Source organism: Actinomycetospora sp. CA-101289 (genome assembly GCF_050955895.1).
In the GTDB taxonomy this organism is placed as follows: Bacteria; Actinomycetota; Actinomycetes; order Mycobacteriales; family Pseudonocardiaceae; genus Actinomycetospora.
Genome location: NZ_CP192093.1, coordinates 314,101 through 331,148 on the forward strand (window position 1 = coordinate 314,101; position 17,048 = coordinate 331,148).

The window sequence follows — 17,048 nt, forward strand, 5'->3', positions numbered from 1 at the left end:
CCCCGCCGCCGTCCCGAGGAGGAACCGTGGGAATCGACGAGGTCTCCCGGACCTGGACCCGTCTGGGTGCCGAGGACCCGATGTGGGCGGTCCTCACCGACCGGGAGAAGGCCGGCGGGGGCTGGACCCCCGACGACTTCCTGGCCACCGGGGCGCAGGAGATCGAGACGCTGCTGGCCCGCCTGGACGCCCTCGGCGTCGCCCCCACCCGCGGGCGCGCGGTCGACTTCGGGTGCGGCGCCGGGCGCCTGACCCACGGGCTCGCGCTGGCGGGCTTCGACCAGGTCGTCGGGCTCGACATCTCGCCGACGATGCTCGAGAAGGCCCGGGAGATCGTCACCGCGCCGCAGGCCGACTTCCGGCTGGCGACGGGGCCGGAGCTCGAGGTGGTCGAGTCCGACAGCGCCGACCTCGTCTACACCTGCCGGGTGCTCCAGCACATGCCCACCGAGCTCGCGCACCGGTACATCCGCGAGTTCTACCGGATCGCGCGTCCCGGGGCGCTCGTCGTGTTCCAGCTGCCGACGAAGCCCGCGACCAACGCCGCCGGCCTGGTCCTGCGCGCGCTGCCCGCCCCGGTCGCGCGGCGGCTGCGCCGTGGGATGGAGATGCACGGGACCCCGGAGGCCGGCGTGCGCGAGCTCGTGGCGTCCTGCGGGGCGCGGGTGGTCGCCGCCGACCACGACACCAGCGCCGGGCCCCGCTGGGACTCACGTCTGTACGTGACGCTGGCGGGCTGAGCTGACCGGCGCGCTCGCACGGCCCCCGACGGGGTCGCGCGTCCCGGACCGCCCCGCGGCAGCGCGCCGCGACGTCCGGGGCGAGCTCGGTGCGGTCGCGGTCTACCTGCTGCTGGCGCTGCTCCTGCACGCCCGCGCCCTGGTGCGCGGGGAGCCCGCGGGGGCGATCCCGTCGGACTCCGGGCTGTTCGCGTGGTGGCTGGAGTGGACGGCGCGGGCGCTGGCCCACGGCGAGAACCCGCTGTTCACCACGGCCATGAACGCGCCCGGCGGCGTGAACGCGCTGTGGAACACGACGATGCCCGTGCTGGGCACGCTGCTCGCCCCGCTGACGTGGACGGTCGGCCCCGGGGCCGCCTACGACGTCGGCATGGTGCTCGGGCCGGTCGCCTCGGGGGCCGCCGCGCTGCTGGCCCTGCGGCCGTGGGTGCCGGCGACCCTGCCGCGGGCGGTCGCCGGCGCGCTCTACGCGTTCGGGCCATTCATGATCGCGCACGCCTGGGCGGGGCACCTCAACCTCGTCTGGATGGTGCTGCCCCCCGTCGTGCTCTGGGCCGGCCGCGCGATCGTGGTCGAGACGACCCGCCCCTGGCGCGACGGGGCGATCGTCGGCCTGGCGCTGGCGGTCCAGACCGGCTTCTACACCCAGACCCTCGCGCTGGCCGCGATCGTCCTGCTCGTCGTCGGCGTCGTGCTCGCCGTGCGCTTCCCGCACGACGCCCTCCGGCGCGCGCCGTCCGTGGCGCGCTCGGCCGCCGCGGCGGTGCTGGTCTACGCCGTCCTCTGCGCCTACCCGCTGTACCTGCTGCTCGCGGGCCCGGCGCGCCCCCTCGTGCCGATCCGCGACGTCTCGCTCACCGGCGCCGACGCCGCCAACGTCCTCGTGCCGTCCGTGCTGAGCGTCGTGGCGCCCGGCGAGGCCCTCGGCGGAGCGCTGCGCGGCTACGCCGGCGAGCAGGGCTCGTTCCTCGGGCTCGGCGTGCTCCTCGTGGTCGCCGTGACCCTGGTCGTCGTCCCGCGCCGCGACGTCCGCGTCGCGGCCGTGATCACCGCGCTCGTCGGCGTCCTGTCGCTGGGCACCTCGCTCACGGTCCTCGGCCACGACACCGGCGTGCCGCTCCCGTGGCGCGCGGTCCTCCACGTGCCCCTCGTCGAGGAGGCGGAGCCCGGGCGGCTCGCCCCGTTCGTCGCCCTCGGCGTCGTCCTCGTGCTCGCGGTCGGGCTCGACCACGCCCTGCGGGCGAGACGCCGGCTCGCGGTCCTCGGGATCGCCGTCGCCGCGCTGACCTGGCTGCCCGCCGGCCTGCTGCCGTCGACCCCGGTGACCGTCCCCGCGTTCTTCACCGCGGGCGCGCCGGGCCTCGCCGACGGCGAGATCGTGGAGAGCTGGCCCCGCGCCAGCGGCCGGTGGGCCGACGGTGTCGACCCCCTGTGGTGGCAGGTGGCGGCCGGCATCCGTTACCGGCAGACCGGCGGCTACTTCATCGGCTCCGACGCCGGGCACCCGCTGCTGCTCGAGGGCCCGGTCTACGAGTACCACCGCGGCGCCGCCGGCCAGCCCGCCCGCGCCGACCTCGCCCGCACGGAGCTCTCCGCGCTCGGGGTGGGCGCGGTGCTCGTGGTGCCCCGCGCGGACGTCGACGTCCCGACCGCCCTGGGCTGGACCACCGAGGTCACGGGGGTCGCGCCGCGCTGGGTCGACGGGGTCTGGCTCTTCGACCTGCCCCGCTAGACCCCGAAGAGGCGACGCCAGTTGTCGGCCGCCGTCAGCGCCGGCGCCGCCGCCCGCCACCGCTCCGCGGCCGCGGAGCCCTCGCGCGCGAGCCGCCACAGCACCCGGGCGCCCTCGCGGCCCAGCGACCGCAGCACCGCCGGGTCCCGGCGGCGCACGCGCACGCCGCCCTGTCCCGCGTCGGTGACCGCGACCCGGTCGAACAGCGACACGTGCCACCAGTCGGCCTCGCCCGCGCCCACGAGCCCGGCGTGGAACGGGGTGCGGCCCAGCAGCTGCTGCACGGCCCGCTTCGCCATGACCGCGTGGGTGCGGGTGGGCTCCGGCCCGCGGCGCACGATCTCCATGTCCGTGGGGCCCATGCCCGGGGCGTCGGTGATCGGGTGGGCGACGGTCTCGCCGTGACCGGCGCGCAGGCCCCGGACGGCCGCGACGGCGGCCACCCCGCCGTCGTCGAGCACCGCCGGCCCGGCCAGGAAGTCGTCGACCGCCCGGATCAGGGTCGCCGCGAGCCCGTAGTTCATCGCGAGCAGGTAGCGCGCGAGCAGGTCACCGAGCACGGCCGCGACGTGGCGGGCCGGGAACGGGGAGTGCAGCGCCGAGGTGATCATGGCGTTGCGCAGGTTGAAGTACCGGTGCCAGTCGTCCCAGTCCTTCCACGGAAAGTCGGCGTGCCACACCCCGGCGCCGGGCAGCGTCACGGTGGCGACCCCGTGGGCGCGGGCGCGGTAGCAGTACTCGACGTCGTCCCACTGGAAGAACAGCGGCAGCGGGTAGCCGGCCCGGCGCACGAGCTCGGCGGGGATCAGGCAGGACCACCAGCCGGTGTAGCCGGCGTCGACCCGCCGGTCCTGGACGTTCTTGGTGCCGTCGGGGAAGAACGCGGTCACGTCGGACTCGCCGACCGCGCCCGGGACGACGTGCCCGTTGGAGAGGTCCTCGAGGCGGGCGTACTCGGCGCCGGCGAGCACCTGCGTGGGGTGCAGCAGGTTGAGCATCTGCGCGCCGACGATCGTCGGGTGGGCGACGCAGCGCCCGAAGGCGGCGAGGCGGACGACCACCTCGGGCTCGCAGCGGATGTCGTCGTCCATGAACAGGACGTCGACGTCGGGGCGCCCGCCGTGCTCGACCACCTCGTAGAGGCCGCGCGTGAAGCCGCCCGAGCCGCCGAGGTTGGGCTGGGGCAGGTACTGGAAGCGCCCGCCGAGGCGCTCGGCGACGTCGGCGAATCCGTCGCGGGTGTCGATGCGGTCGGTGCCCTGGTCGACGACGACCACCGCGTCGAGCAGGCCGACGACGTCCGGCTCGGCGGTCAGCGCGCGCAGGGTGGCGACGCAGTCGTCGGCGCGGTTGTGGGTGCACACCACGACCGAGGTGCCGCGGTCGGTGGCGGGCGCCGCGACGGTCCACCGGGCGTCGTGCACCAGCAGCTCGTCGTCGGCGGTGACGACCTCGACCCAGAGCCCGCCCCCGTCGAGGTAGCGGTCGAGGGGGGCGGACAGCCGCACCTCGTCCGTGCCGGCGTCGTGGACCGCGAGCGTGCGCGGGACGCCGTTGGTGTCCGACGCCCGCAGCAGCACCCGCCCGGCGCCGCGGATCCGCGCCTCGAAACGCACCTCGCGCGCCGTGGTCCAGCGCTGCCAGTAGCTCGCCGGGAAGCGGCCGAAGTAGGTGTTGGTGCCGACGTGGCTGTCCGCGGCCACGCGCAGGTGGCGACGCCCGCGCTCCGCGCGGCCGCGCAGCACCTCGGCGTAGAGATCCTCGGGCACCTCGGGCAGCGGCCCGGCGAACAGCCCGCGGGCCACCACCAGGCGGGCGGCCTCCCCGGCCGGCCGCTCGGGGCGGGTCGTCGAGCGGGCGGCGACGTCCGTCATGCCCCCAGGGTAGGAGGCGGGCGTCACGACCCGATCAGGGCGGCGATGCGCCGGCCCACCAGGGGGGCCAGCGAGGCCGTGAAGGTGGCCGTGAGGTGGTTGTCGTCGAGGTAGACCACGACGCGGCCGATCTCCGGCGGGCACACCGTGGGCAGGCACAGCACGTCGGACAGGTCGAGCAGCGAGACCGTCGACGGCGTGCCCGCGGGCAGTTCCACGCCGTCGGGGTAGAGGTCCGCGCGGGGCACGTCGCACTCGGGCGCGCCGCGCCCGTAGTCGTCGATGCAGCTCGGCGGCCCGTACGCGAAGCGCGGGTTGTCGCGCACGCCGAGCACCGGGACGCCCGCGCCCGACAGCCGACTCCAGGCCTCGACCATCTCCGGCGAGGTGCGCTCCGTGCGGCCCGGGCGGACGTCGTGGGTGGCCTGCGCGACCACGAGGGCCGGGCGGGCGGCGGCGAGCGCCGCGAGGGCCTCCTGGTTCCAGGTGATGCAGTCGGCCTCCCCGCGGTTCGACTCGGCGGTGGTCGACAGCGGGCACCCGGGCCGGATCAGCGTCTGCACCCGCCAGCCGCGCTCGCGGGCGATCGGCGCGACGGCGGGCAGGAACTGCTGCATGTGCGAGTCGCCGACGACCACGATCGTCCGGGCCGCGGGGTCGGGCGCGGGCACGTAGGTGCACAGCTCGAGGGCGGGCTGGTCGGGGACGCCGGTGCAGCCCGTGCCCTCGTCGCGGTAGTGCACCCAGTCCTCGTAGGCCGACACCGCGGGCGGGATCGGCTCGGCGTCCGGCGACCCGCGGTCGACGAACCCGGCCACGCGCGACGCCGCCCCGGGGTGGTCGGGGTCGCCGGCCGCGCCCGACGGGTCGGCGCGGACCGTGGTCACGCCGTGCCACGCGAGGGCCAGGACGAGGACCGGGGCCAGCGCCACGGCGGCGGCGCGGTGGTCGCGCAGGGGGCCGGGACGGGCGCGGCGGCGCCGCAGCAGCGGGTCCTCGACGAGGTGGCGCGTGCCCGCGGCCAGCAGCAGCGACAGCCCGATGATGCCCAGCCCGAGCAGGGGCCCGGGCTCGGAGACGTGGAACGTCGCGGAGGCGAGCAGCAGCACCGGCCAGTGCCACAGGTAGAGCGGGAAGCTGATGCTGCCGAGGTACTGCATCGGGCGCGACGCGAGAAGGCGCGCGGTGCCCAGCGGGTGGTCGGTGTCCCCGGCGACGATCACCGCGGCCGCGCACGTCACCGGCCACAGCGCGAGGTAGCCGGGGAAGCCGCCCTCGACGTCGAGCACCACGCCGCAGGCCGCGAGCCCGACGAGCCCGGCCCACCCCGCGACGACCCCGGCCCAGGCGGGTAGGCGCAGCCGGTGCAGGTGCAGGGCGAGCAGGCCGCCGAGGGTGAACTCCCAGACGCGGGCGAGGGCGTCGAAGTACGCGTAGGTCTGGTCGGTCGCCGTGCTCGTCACCGACCACACCAGGGAGACCGCGGTGACCCCGACCAGCAGGGCGTTCACCGCCGGCCGGGTGGCGACACCGGCGCGGCGGGCCAGCAGCGTCGCCCCGACGACGACCAGCGGGAACGCGATCGCGAACTGGCCCTGGATCGACAGCGACCAGAAGTGCTGCACGACGCTCGCGGAGTCGTGCGAGGCGTAGTAGTCGACGGAGTCGGCGGCCAGGCGCCAGTTCTCGACGAAGAACGCCGACGCCACCAGCTCGCGCACCGCCTGCGGCCACCGCGACTCGGGCAGCAGGGCCACGCTCGCGATCACGGTGCCGGCGAGCACGACCGCCGCGGGCGGCACGAGACGGCGCAGCGTGCGCCCCCACTGCCCGACGAGGTCGACGCCGCCGCGCTCGGCGGCGCGCACGAGCTGACCCGCGGCGAGGAAGCCGGTGAGCGCGAAGAAGACGTCGACGCCGCCGGAGACGCGGCCGATCCACACGTGGTAGATCACGACCAGGAGCGACGCGACGGCGCGCAGACCCTCGATCTCGGGCCGGAACCGCGACCCGTCGCTGGGCTGGCGCCCGCCCGTCCCCGGCGCGGCGGGGCTGCCGGCGGTGGGGCGCTCGGCGGTCGACGTCATCGCCCCGGACTGTCCCCTCCCGCTCGATGCCGCACACCCCGGGGTCCCGGGGAGCAGCGCCCCGGGCGGCGACCGGCCCACGCCGAGCGCCGTCCGGGCGTCCGGAGGTCGGCCCGTCCGGGTCAGCGGTCGGGACCCGTCCCGGCGCTCATACCCCGCGCGGAGGGGATCGACGCCACCCCGGCCGCCCCGGCGTCGGGCACGGACGTGATCACGACGACCACCTGCTCGTTGTCGTGGGTGAAGGCCTCGTAGGTGGCGCTCGTGCGGGTGCGGTCCAGGTACTCGGTCCAGGCGCGGTGCTCGCCGTCCTCCCACCCGGGGTGGTTGAGGTACTCGTCGAACACGACGACCGACCCGGGCCGCAGCCGGGGGCCGACGTGCTCGAGCACGGTGACCGTCGAGGAGTAGAGATCGGCGTCGAGGTGCACGAGGTCCACCGGGCCGGGGTGCGCGTCGAGGAACGCCGGCAGCGTGTCGGCGAACCAGCCGATGACGAGCTCCGCGCCGGGCACCTCCGGGGGCTCGGTGGCGAAGGTGCCGGCGGCGAACCCGGCGCGCCAGTCCTCGGGCAGGCCCTGGAACGAGTCGAAGCCGTGGACCCGCCCGTCGCCGCGGGCGTCGGCGATCGCGCGCAGCGTGCTGCCCGTGTAGACGCCGAACTCCAGCGCCATCCCGCCTCGCGGGGCGAGCCCGAGGGCGTGCACCAGGGTCGCGGCCGGGGTCGGGAACGTGCGGGCGCCGGGCATCGCGTCGCGGACGAAGCGCGCGCTCGACGCGACGGCGTCCCGCTCGCCGGCGGCCAGCATGTCGCGGCGCTCGCGCACCTCGCGGGCGTGGAGCTCGGCGGACAGGGTCGCGATCTCGGCGCGCAGGGCGGCCAGGGCGTCGGCGTGCTCGCGCGCCCTGGCCTCGAGGGCGTCGAGGCGGGGGGTCACGCGGGCGTCGGTGCCCGCCTCGACGGCGCGGACCAGGCGGACGTTGAGGGCGTGGCGCAGGCGCGTGAGGCGGCGGGACACGGCGGCCATGGAAGCGGAGCGCGCCGACCCGCGTCGAGGGCCCGTCGCGGACCGGTCCGTGGGGGTGGACGGGCGGACCTCAGGGCGCCGCGACCGACTGCCCCGCCGGCGTCGCCGCGTGCCGGCGGCGGATCGCCGGCCGGCGCGCCGCGGCCACCGCCATCGCGGTGTGCCCGAGGCCCAGCATCACCATCGTCGCGACGCCGAAGGGCCAGTAGATGTGGCTGGTGAGGAACGACCACGCGCCCACCACGGCGAACACGGCGCCGGCCGCGGCGAGCAGGCGCCAGGCACCGGGCGCGCGCACGAGCGCCAGCACCGCGGCGAGCAGCGTGGCCGCGAGGTAGGCGTAGACGCCGGGCAGCACGACGGCGTCGGCGATCTCGAACAGCGACGACACCCACGGGCCGGGGCCGAGGCGCATCGTCTCGTGGCCGCCGCCGACCCCGGCCAGGGCGTCGAGCGCGGTGTAGAAGCCCGTGTAGACCAGGCCCAGGACGACCACGAGGCCCTCGAGCACCCACCCGACCGGGCCGGCGGGACGGGCGACCCGCACCACCGCCCACGGCCCGAGCGCCAGCAGGGGGAAGAGCACCAGGCCGATGACGTGCAGGTCGCGCCACCAGGGCGCCCACTCGGGCGTGAGCGCCACCGGGTGCGAGGTCCCCAGCACGGCCAGGGCGACGGCCGGCAGGGCGGTGGCGGCCACGGCCGCGGACAGGCGCATCGCGGTCATCGTCGCAGGGCGCCGCCGACGCCCGGGCGGCCGCTCCGGCGGGCACGTCTTGTCACCTTCGAGACAGCGCCAGAGTGGTGCTCGGTGATCGTCTGCACCGATCGGGTGAGCTGCTAGAGATCCTGTCGCTTTCCGTACCCACCGGGTGCTCCACTGACCGGGTGACGGCTGAGCGGGCGCCGACGTGACCCTCCTGGCGGGCGCGCTCGCGATCCTGGCCGCCCTCCTCTTCGCGATCGCCTCCGTGGCCCAGCGCGGCGCGGCCGCCGACGTCCCCGACGACGACGCTCGCGGCGGGCGCCTCCTGGCCCGGCTCGTGCGCTCCCCGCGCTGGTGGGCGGGCACGGCGGGCGACACCGGCGGCTTCGTCGTCCAGGCCGCGGCGCTCGGCGTCGGCTCCCTGCTGCTCGTCCAGCCCCTGCTCGTCACCACCGTGCTGTTCGCGCTGCCCCTCGAGGCGCGGATGAACGGCCGGCGCATCGGTCGCCGCGAGGTGCGCTGGGCCCTCGTGCTCGTCGCCGCCCTCGCCCTGTTCGTGGTGGTCGGCGAGCCGACCGCCGGCGTCGACCAGGCGCCGCTGGGGTCCTGGCTGCCCGCGCTCGCGGTGCTCGCCGTCCTGCTCGTGGCCTGCGTGCTGCTGGCCGGGCGCCGGCGCAGCCCCCGCCGCGCGGCCCTGCTCGCCGTGGGCACCGGCCTGCTCTACGGGCTCACCGCCGCCCTGACCAAGTCCGTGGTCGACCTGCTGGGCGACGGCCCGATCGCCCTGCTCACCGCCTGGGAGACCTGGGCGCTGATCTTCTCGGCCGTCGGCGGCACGCTGCTGCAGCAGGCGGCGTTCAGCGCCGGCCCGCTCGCGGCGTCGCTGCCCGCGGTGACGGTGGGGGAGCCGGTGGTCGCCGCCGTCCTCGGCATCACGGTGCTCGGTGAGCAGGTGCTCGCCGACGGCCTCGAGTGGGGTCTCATCGGTGTGCTCGTCGTCTGCATGGTCACCGCCACCGCCGCGCTCTCGCGCTCGTCGGCCGCGATCGCCACGCCGGAGCCCGAGCCGGTGGGGTCGCGGTGAGCGTCGACCTCGACCTGCAGGTCGACCTGGCCGGGCGCGCCGCCGCGGCCTGGATGCTCGGCTCGTTCATCGTCGTCTTCCTCGCGACGCGCCTGGTCGTGCGGCTGATCCGGGCGGGCAAGGGGCCGTTCCGCGACCAGTCGGTGGGCGGCGTGCACCTCCACCACCTCGTCTGGGGCATCTTCGGGATGCTGATCGCCGGGGTCGGCGAGTTCACCTACCGGCCCGAGCCGCCGTGGCAGTACGTGCTGGCGGCGCTCTTCGGGGCGGGCGCGGCGCTGGCGCTCGACGAGTTCGCGCTGTGGCTGCACCTCTCCGACGTCTACTGGGAGCGCGAAGGACGCCTGTCGGTCGACGCCGTGTTCGTCGTCGGCGCGCTCATGGCCCTGCTCGTGCTCGGCGCCAACCCGCTCGACCCCGACACCGGCGGCGGCGTGCTGGTCCTCGTCGGCACGATCCTGGTCAACGGCCTGCTGGCGATCCTCGCGCTGTTCAAGGGACGCCCGCTGCTCGGTCTGCTCGGGTTCCTCGTCCCCGTGATCGCCCTGGTCGGGGCCGTGCGCCTCGCGCGCCCGACCTCGCCGTGGGCGCGGCGGCGCTACCCCGCGGGCTCGAGCAAGGACCTGCGGGCCCGGCGCCGCTTCCCCGAGCGGGAACGCCGCCGCTGGGACGCCGTGGTGGACGCCGTCGCGGGCCGCCCGAACGACCCGGCCGGTGTGGACCCGGGCGGTGCGGATCCGGGCGCCGACCCGACACCCGAGCGCGAGCAGGAGGGAGCACGCTGACCATGGACGCCCCCACGGACGCCCACGACGAGACCGACCCCGGTGCGCAGGCACCCCCGGAGGACGGCCCCGACCACGGCGTGCACCTCGGTCAGCAGGACATCCGCGCCGCCAAGCTCGCGGCCCGCCGCGCCGCGGGCGAGACCGAGCCCTACCGCTGGCCGGTGGACCACGCGGTCGCCGACATCCGCTCGGCGCACGCCGACCTCGCGCCGGACACGGTCACCGGCGACCGGGTGTGCGTCGCCGGCCGCCTCACCGGCCTGCGCCGCCAGGGCGGGCTGAGCTTCGGGACGCTGCGCGACCGCTCGGGCGCCATCCAGCTCTTCGTCGACACCGCGGTCGTCGGGCACGACGCCCACGCCGCGATCGACGACCTCGATCGCGGCGACTGGGTCGGCGTGCGCGGCACGGTGATGACCACCCGCCGCGGCGAGCTCTCGATCCGCGTCGACGAGTGCGCGCTGCTCGCCAAGGCCCTGCGCCCGCCGGCCGGGGGCCACCACGGCCTCGCCGACGTCGAGACGCGCTACCGCCAGCGCTACGCCGACCTCGAGGTCAACGAGCGCACCCGCGAGATCTTCCGCATCCGCCACGCCGCGGTGCGCGCGATCCGCGAGCACCTGGCAGGCGAGGGTTTCACCGAGGTCGAGGGCCCGGTGCTGCAGAGCATCCAGGGCGGCGCGTCGGCGCGGCCGTTCGTCACCCACCACAACGCGCTCGACCTCGACATGTACCTGCGGATCGCCCTCGAGCTGCACCTCAAGCGGCTGATCGTCGGCGGCATGGAGCGGGTCTTCGAGCTGGGCCGCGTGTTCCGCAACGAGGGCGTCGACACCCGGCACAACCCCGAGTTCACGATGCTCGAGGCCTACCAGGCCTTCGCGGACTACCACGACATGATGGACCTGACCGAGGGCATGGTCGTGGCCGCCGCGCACGCCGCGCTGGGGGACGACCTCACCGTCCGGTACCAGGGCCAGGAGATCGACCTCCGCCCGCCGTGGCCGCGGCAGCGCTTCGCGGACATGATCGCCGAGAAGACCGGCGCGGTGATGCACCCCGACATGCCGATCGCCGAGGCCCGCCGGGTGCTCGACGGGCTCGGCATCGCCTGGGAGCAGGGCTGGGGCGCCGGGCGGCTGATGAAGGAGGTCTACGACGAGAAGGTGCAGCACGACGTCGTCGGCCCCGTCTTCTGCATCGACTACCCGCGCGAGGTCTCGCCGCTCGCCCGCGCCCACCGCGAGGACCCGGCGTACAGCGAGCGCTTCGAGCTGATCGTCGCCGGCTTCGAGCTGTGCAACGCCTACTCCGAGCAGAACGACCCCGTCGAGCAGATGGCCGCGTTCGAGGAGGAGGCGCAGGCCAAGCGCGACGGCGACCCCGAGGCCGGCGACATCGACCTCGACTACGTCCGCGCCCTCGAGTACGGGATGCCGCCCACCGGCGGCCTGGGCATCGGCATCGACCGGCTCGTGATGCTGCTGGCCAGCGTCGACTCGATCCGCGAGGTCATCCTCTTCCCGACCCTGCGCCCCGAGTTCGCCCCGCCGCCGGGGGGCGGGCCGGGCGGCGCGCACCGCCCGGTGCTGCCGCCCACCGGCCTGCCGGCCGCCACGATGGCCGCGGCCACCCCGGCGCCCCTCACGCCGGTCCCGGCGGGCGCGGGCGCCGACACGTCGGCGGCGGCCGTCGTCACCGAGACGGAAGCGGCGCCCCGCCGGCCCTGGGTCGTCACCGTGGTCGCCGGGCTGACCGCGCTCGCGGGTCTGCTGCACCTGCTGGTGCACATGCCGATCGTCCACGAGCGCCTCGGTGAACGGGTCGCCCTCGACTTCGTGCCGCCCTGGTTCGCCGTCACCGGGCACGTCCTGTCGGCGGCGATCGGCCTGCTCCTGCTGCTGCTCGCCGACCAGCTGGCCAAGCGCAAGCAGGCCGCGTGGCGGGTCGCGGTCGCGGTGTCGGCCCTCGCCGTCGTCGCCCACGTCCTCAAGGGGCCGCACCAGGTGGGCCTGGGCATCAGCGTGGCGCTGCTCGTGATGCTGGTGGTGGCGCGCGGGCAGTTCCGGGCCCCCGCCGACCCGCCGTCGCTGCTGCGGCTGCTGCGCTTCGTCCCGGTCTACCTGGCCGCGGTGCTGGCGTTCGGCTTCGTCTCGCTGGGTCTGCAGAGCGGGCGGATGACGCCCGGGCTGACCTTCCTCGGCGGCCTCGAGACGATCTTCGGGGGGCTCGTCGGGATCGACGGGCCGTACACGTTCGACCGCCGGCTGTTCGCCGACACGTTCCCCGCCGCGCTGCTGGCGCTCGGCGTGGTCGGGCTGGTCGTCTTCCTCGTCCTGCTGTTCCGCCCGCTGACCGCTCGCGACCCGCACACCCGCGACGACTGGACGCGCGCCCAGACGCTGGTGCACACCTACGGCTGGGACACGCTCGCGGCCTTCGCGCTGCGCGACGACAAGAGCTTCTTCTTCGCCTCCGACGGCCGGGCGATGATCGCCTACACCTACCTCGGCGGCTACGCCCTGGCCGCCGGCGACCCGATCGGCGACGAGGCGTCCGTGCCGCGGGTGGTGGACGAGTTCCTCGCCATGTGCGCCCAGCGCGCCTGGACCCCGGCGTTCCTCGCCGCCCGCGAGGAGGACACCCGCGAGGGCGGCCTGCTGGCCTCGCGGGGCTTCCGGTCGTTCTACCTGGGCGACGAGGCGATCATCGATTGCCCGTCGTTCACGCTCGAGGGCCGCGAGCGCAAGAGCGTGCGCGCCGCGGTGCGCCGGGTCGAGCGCGACCACCACTTCCAGCTCATCGCCGAGTCCGCGGCGTCGCCCAAGCTCGTGGCGGCGCTCAACGCGATCTCGGAGAAGTGGCGGGGCAAGGACCCCGAGCGCGGGTTCACGATGTCGCTCTCGCAGGACATCACCGGCTCGGCCGCCAACAGCGACTTCCTGCTCTGCGTCGCCCTCGACGCCGACGGGGTGCCCGGCGGCTTCCTGCGCCTCGTGCCCGCGTATGGCGGCCCGGCCACCGGCACGACCTTCGGGTACACGCTCGACCTCATGCGCCACGACCCGGGCGCGCCCAACGGGATGACCGAGTTCCTCATCGCGAAGAGCGCGGCGGCGCTGGGCGAGCGCGGGGTCACGCGCCTGTCGATGAACTTCGCGATGTGGGGCCGGCTGTTCGCCGACGACGTGCCGTTCACGCCGGCGCAGAAGCTGGCGCGTCGCGCGGTGGGCGTGCTCAACCCGTTCTTCCAGGTCCGCTCGCTGCACGACTTCAACGCGAAGTTCGGCCCGCAGTGGCTGCCGCGCGTGCTCGCCTACCGCAGCCCGGCGGACCTGCCGCGGGTCGGCCTGCTCTACGCCGGCGCCGAGGGCTTCCTCGCCGTGCCGGGCCTCGGGCCGCTGTTCGTGCCGGCGGCGGTGGGCGGCGCGCCCGCGCCGTCGGCCGTCGAGGGCCCCGCCGCGGCGGCAGCGTGAGCGTCATCGAGGCGCACCCGCGGCGCACGCGCGGGGGCGGGTTCGGCGACGTGGTGCTGGTCGTCGTGCTGGTGCTCATGGCGCTGGCGGTCGTGCTCGTCGTGGTGGTCATCGCCGCCGGCGGCGACCGCTCGCGGCAGGGCCCGCGCGGCCCGGGGGCGCTCGACGCGCTCGAGGCCGACATCACGGCGTCGGGCCTCGCGGTCTGCTCGCGCACCGACGTGCCCGACCCGCGCGCCACCGACGCCGTCGCCGCCCGGACCCTGGTGGTCGCGACGTCGCCGGGCGCGTGCGGCGGGGACACCGCGCTGGTGCAGGCGGACGCGTTCGGCGACGACACCGACCGCGACGCCGCCGCGCGGAGCCTCGAGGGCCAGGCGCGTCCGCGGGGCGCGGCGAGCGTGCGGACCTACGGCGACCTCGTCGTCGTCACCCGGGGCGGCGGGGACGACGCGGCCGCCGACCGGCTGGAGGCGGCGCTGCTCGCGAAGGGTGCGCGGTGAACGTCAAGCTCGGGGTGCTCGGCCTGGCGATGATCAACATCGCGGCGATCGTCAGCGTCCGCAACCTGCCGGTGATGGCCGAGTACGGCTGGTCGATGCTGGCGCTGTTCGCCCTGTCGATCGTGGTGTTCCTCGTGCCGATCGCGATGGTCGCCGCCGAGCTCGGCACCGGCTGGCCCCGCGACGGCGGCGTGTACGCCTGGGTCAAGGAGGCGTTCGGCGAGCGCGCCGGCTTCCTGGCCGTGTGGTGCGACTACGCCGAGAACGTCGCCTGGTTCCCCACCGTGCTGTCGTTCATGGCCGCGAGCCTCGCCTACGCGATCGACCCCTCGCTGGCCACCGACAAGGTCTTCCTCGTCGTGGTCATGCTCGCGTTCTTCTGGGCCACGACGGTCGTCAGCCTGCGCGGGGTGGGCACGTCGTCGTGGATCGGCTCGGTGGGCACGATCGCCGGGTCGATCATCCCGGCGATCGGCCTGGTGGTGCTCGCCGCCGCGTTCCTCGCCCAGGGCAACCCCACGCAGATCCCGTTCTCGGTCGGCGCGCTGGTTCCCGACGTCGAGCTGAACAACCTCGCGTTCCTCGGCGGGATCATCCTGCTGTTCACGGGCATGGAGATGGCGGGTTTCCACGCCCGCGACACCCGCGACCCCGGCCGCACCGTGCCCCGCGCCATCGCCCTGTGCGTCGGCGTCGTGGTGGTCTTCTCGGTGGTCGGGTCGCTGTTCCTCGCGATGGTCGTGCCCGCGTCGGAGATCAGCCTCGTCTCCGGGACCATGGAGCTGTTCTCGCGGGTGCTCGATCGCCTCGGCATCGGCTGGGCGGTCGCCCCGCTCGCGCTGGTCGTGGCGTTCGGGGGCGTGGCCCACCTGGCGCCGTGGATCCTCGGCCCCGCCAACGGCGTCGCCGCCGTCGCCGCGCAGGGCTCGGCGCCGCCGCGGCTGGGCCGGCTCAACGCGCACGGCGTGCCGGTGACCCTGCTGCTCCTGCAGGGCGCCGCGGGCACCGTGTTCACGCTGCTGTTCCTGCTCGTGCCCAGCGTCAGCACGTCGTACTGGATGCTCTCGGCGGTCACCGCCCAGATCGTGATCATCATGTACGGGCTGATGTTCGCCGCCGTCGTGCGCCTGCGGCACACCCAGCCCGACACCCCGCGCCCCTACCGCATCCCCGGCGGCCTGCCCGGGGTGTGGGCGGTCGGCGGGGTCGGGCTCACCGGGTGCGTGTTCGCCTTCGTGCTCGGGTTCGTCCCGCCCGGGCAGCTGGCCACGGGCAACACGGTCACCTACGTGCTGCTGCTCGCGACCGCCGTGATCGTGCTCTCGGCGCCGCCGTTCGTGTTCGCGGCGCTGGCCCGGCGGCGGGCGCAGCGCGAGGGCACCGGCGGCACCGACGGCACCGGCGGCGAGGCCGGTGACGAGACCGAGGCGGTGAGCGCCCGGTGAGCGTCCACGGCATCGCCGAGGTCGACATCACGACGAACTCGTTCCTCGGCGCCGGCGCGATCGTGGCGCTGATCGTCGTGCTCGGCCTGGTCTTCGTGCTGCGCACGCGCGTGGGGCGCTTCTCTCGCCTGGGCCGCACGCTCGTCGTGCTGGTCACCACGGTCCTCGTGCTGCTCGGCGCCGGGGCCGGGGTCAACGCCCACTTCGACTACTTCCGCACCCTCGGCGACGTCATGGGACTGCCGCCGTCGGACGAGGTCGAGCTGGCCGCCCTGCTCGCGCGCACCGATCGGCCCGCGCAGGGCGTCGTCACCACCACGGTGCTGCCGGGCCGGAAGTCGGGGTTCGCGGCCCGCCCGGGCACGATCTACGTCCCGCCGGCCTGGTTCGCGCGCCCGCGTCCCGAGCTGCCGGTGGTCGTGCTGCTGCACGGCACCCCGGGCACCCCGCAGGACTGGCTGGACGGCGGCCAGGCCGCGGCCACCGCCGACGCCTACGCCGCGGCGCACGGGGGCGCCGCCCCGATCCTCGTCATGCCCGACGTCAACGGCGCGATCGACGCCGACAGCGAGTGCGTCGACGGGCCGGTCGGCAAGGTGGAGACGTACCTGACCGCCGACGTCCCCGCCTTCGTCGAGCAGGTGTTCCACACGGCCTCGCCGGGGCGGGGCTGGGCCGTGGCGGGCCTGTCGGAGGGCGGCTCGTGCTCGCTGATGCTCGCGCTGCGCCACCCCGATCTGTTCGGCACGTTCGGCGACTACGCCGGGCTGGCCGGTCCGCGTGCGGGCGACACGAACGACGACACCGCCTCGGCCGTGGCCCAGCTGTTCGGGGGCTCGGCGCAGGCGTTCGCCGCGCACGAGCCGTCGTCGCTGCTCGCCGCGCGCCGCTTCCCCGGGCTGGGCGGCTGGTTCGAGGTGGGCGACGCCGACGCCGAGCCCTACGCCGCGACCCAGCGCCTGGTGCCCGAGGCCCGCCGCGCCGGGATCACGACGTGCGAGGTCGTCGTCCCCGGCGGCGGCCACACGTTCGACGTCTTCTCGCGCGCGTTCGCCGACTCGCTGCCGTGGATGGCCGGGCGCATCGGTGCCGGACCGCCGGTGACGGGGTGCCCGCCGGGCGCCGGCTCCTAGGCGACCGCCAGGCCCTCGATCGCCTGCTGCAGCGTCTCCTGCGCGTCGTCACCGAGCTTGCCGAGCGCGGGGACGAGCAGCGGCGTCGCGAGCTTCGCGGCGCCGTGGAAGGTGAACGTCGCGCGGTAGGTCACCGTGGTGCCCGGTCCGTCGGCGACGAGGTACATGTCGTCCTCGCTGGTGACGGTCTTGTTCTCGCCGACGATGCGCAGGTGGCCGGGCTCGTCGACCTCCAGTGTGTAGATCAGCGTGGTCTCGCGGCCCCGGAACTCCGAGACGTTGCGCCACTGCTTGCCGACGCCGACCGGGGTGTCGTCGACGGGCGTGCAGGAGATCGTCCCGGCGTCCCACTCCTCGGCGTTGGCGAAGTCGCGCAGGTAGGCCTGGACGGTCCCCGGCGCGGCGGGGGAGTGGGCGTCGCGTTCCACGGTGGGCATGTCGGCGGATACCCG

At 75.7% G+C, this 17,048-nt stretch carries 13 protein-coding genes; 8 read left to right on the plus strand and 5 right to left on the minus strand.

Going from position 1 to position 17,048, the window contains the following annotated elements:
• Window positions 1-26: 26 nt before the first annotated feature.
• Window positions 27-740: a class I SAM-dependent methyltransferase gene (locus ACQPX6_RS01510; RefSeq protein WP_433784955.1), complete on the plus strand. Its 714-nt coding sequence runs from the start codon at window positions 27-29 to the stop codon at window positions 738-740.
• A gap of 142 nt (window positions 741-882) precedes the next feature.
• The gene (locus ACQPX6_RS01515) at window positions 883-2,472 is read left to right on the plus strand and encodes a hypothetical protein (protein WP_433784957.1); all 1,590 of its coding nucleotides are present in this window, start codon (window positions 883-885) and stop codon (window positions 2,470-2,472) included.
• Here the strand turns inward: ACQPX6_RS01515 and ACQPX6_RS01520 are convergent.
• The 4 genes from ACQPX6_RS01520 to ACQPX6_RS01535 form a co-directional block, all read right to left on the minus strand.
• Window positions 2,469-4,346, minus strand: a complete 1,878-nt coding sequence (locus tag ACQPX6_RS01520; protein ID WP_433784958.1) for a glycosyltransferase — start codon at window positions 4,344-4,346, stop codon at window positions 2,469-2,471. The genes ACQPX6_RS01515 and ACQPX6_RS01520 overlap by 4 nt on opposite strands.
• Before the next feature lie 23 nt (window positions 4,347-4,369).
• On the minus strand, window positions 4,370-6,433 hold the full coding sequence (locus tag ACQPX6_RS01525) for an acyltransferase family protein (protein ID WP_433784959.1): 2,064 nt from the start codon (window positions 6,431-6,433) through the stop codon (window positions 4,370-4,372).
• A 122-nt stretch (window positions 6,434-6,555) separates the two neighbouring features.
• Window positions 6,556-7,461: a class I SAM-dependent methyltransferase gene (locus tag ACQPX6_RS01530; protein WP_433784961.1), complete on the minus strand. Its 906-nt coding sequence runs from the start codon at window positions 7,459-7,461 to the stop codon at window positions 6,556-6,558.
• A gap of 70 nt (window positions 7,462-7,531) precedes the next feature.
• A complete protein-coding gene (locus ACQPX6_RS01535; RefSeq protein WP_433784963.1) occupies window positions 7,532-8,188 on the minus strand; it encodes a hypothetical protein in 657 nt (218 codons plus the stop codon).
• Window positions 8,189-8,372: 184 nt separating this feature from the next.
• Between ACQPX6_RS01535 and ACQPX6_RS01540 the strand changes: the two genes are divergently transcribed.
• The 6 genes from ACQPX6_RS01540 to ACQPX6_RS01565 are packed head-to-tail and all read left to right on the plus strand — an operon-like array spanning window position 8,373 to window position 16,596.
• Window positions 8,373-9,251, plus strand: a complete 879-nt coding sequence (locus tag ACQPX6_RS01540; RefSeq protein WP_433784965.1) for a DMT family transporter — start codon at window positions 8,373-8,375, stop codon at window positions 9,249-9,251.
• A complete protein-coding gene (locus ACQPX6_RS01545) occupies window positions 9,248-10,036 on the plus strand; it encodes a hypothetical protein (RefSeq protein WP_433784966.1) in 789 nt (262 codons plus the stop codon). The genes ACQPX6_RS01540 and ACQPX6_RS01545 overlap by 4 nt, the downstream gene beginning before the upstream one ends.
• A gap of 2 nt (window positions 10,037-10,038) precedes the next feature.
• Window positions 10,039-13,515: a lysine--tRNA ligase gene (gene lysS / locus ACQPX6_RS01550; protein ID WP_433784967.1), complete on the plus strand. Its 3,477-nt coding sequence runs from the start codon at window positions 10,039-10,041 to the stop codon at window positions 13,513-13,515.
• Window positions 13,512-14,018, plus strand: a complete 507-nt coding sequence (locus ACQPX6_RS01555) for a hypothetical protein (RefSeq protein ID WP_433784969.1) — start codon at window positions 13,512-13,514, stop codon at window positions 14,016-14,018. Before lysS ends, ACQPX6_RS01555 begins: the two co-directional genes overlap by 4 nt.
• Window positions 14,015-15,463, plus strand: coding sequence for an APC family permease (locus ACQPX6_RS01560; RefSeq protein ID WP_433784970.1), 1,449 nt, complete (start codon window positions 14,015-14,017; stop codon window positions 15,461-15,463). Before ACQPX6_RS01555 ends, ACQPX6_RS01560 begins: the two co-directional genes overlap by 4 nt.
• Window positions 15,460-16,596, plus strand: a complete 1,137-nt coding sequence (locus tag ACQPX6_RS01565) for an alpha/beta hydrolase (protein ID WP_433784971.1) — start codon at window positions 15,460-15,462, stop codon at window positions 16,594-16,596. The genes ACQPX6_RS01560 and ACQPX6_RS01565 overlap by 4 nt, the downstream gene beginning before the upstream one ends.
• On the opposite strand, the gene ACQPX6_RS01570 is transcribed toward ACQPX6_RS01565, so the two are convergent.
• Entirely contained in the window at window positions 16,593-17,033 is a 441-nt protein-coding gene (locus tag ACQPX6_RS01570; RefSeq protein WP_433784973.1) for an SRPBCC family protein, read from the minus strand. The two genes, ACQPX6_RS01565 and ACQPX6_RS01570, sit on opposite strands and share 4 nt — an antisense overlap.
• Between the last annotated feature and the right edge of the window lie 15 nt (window positions 17,034-17,048).

Excerpts from the sequence above, each read along its gene's own strand:
- ACQPX6_RS01520 (WP_433784958.1), bottom strand. The coding sequence starts at position 4,346 with ATGACGGACGTCGCCGCCCGCTCGACGACCCGCCCCGAGCGGCCGGCC.
- ACQPX6_RS01525 (WP_433784959.1), bottom strand. The coding sequence starts at position 6,433 with ATGACGTCGACCGCCGAGCGCCCCACCGCCGGCAGCCCCGCCGCGCCG.
- ACQPX6_RS01530 (WP_433784961.1), bottom strand. The coding sequence starts at position 7,461 with ATGGCCGCCGTGTCCCGCCGCCTCACGCGCCTGCGCCACGCCCTCAAC.
- ACQPX6_RS01535 (WP_433784963.1), bottom strand. The coding sequence starts at position 8,188 with ATGACCGCGATGCGCCTGTCCGCGGCCGTGGCCGCCACCGCCCTGCCG.
- lysS (WP_433784967.1), top strand. The coding sequence starts at position 10,039 with ATGGACGCCCCCACGGACGCCCACGACGAGACCGACCCCGGTGCGCAG.
- ACQPX6_RS01570 (WP_433784973.1), bottom strand. The coding sequence starts at position 17,033 with ATGCCCACCGTGGAACGCGACGCCCACTCCCCCGCCGCGCCGGGGACC.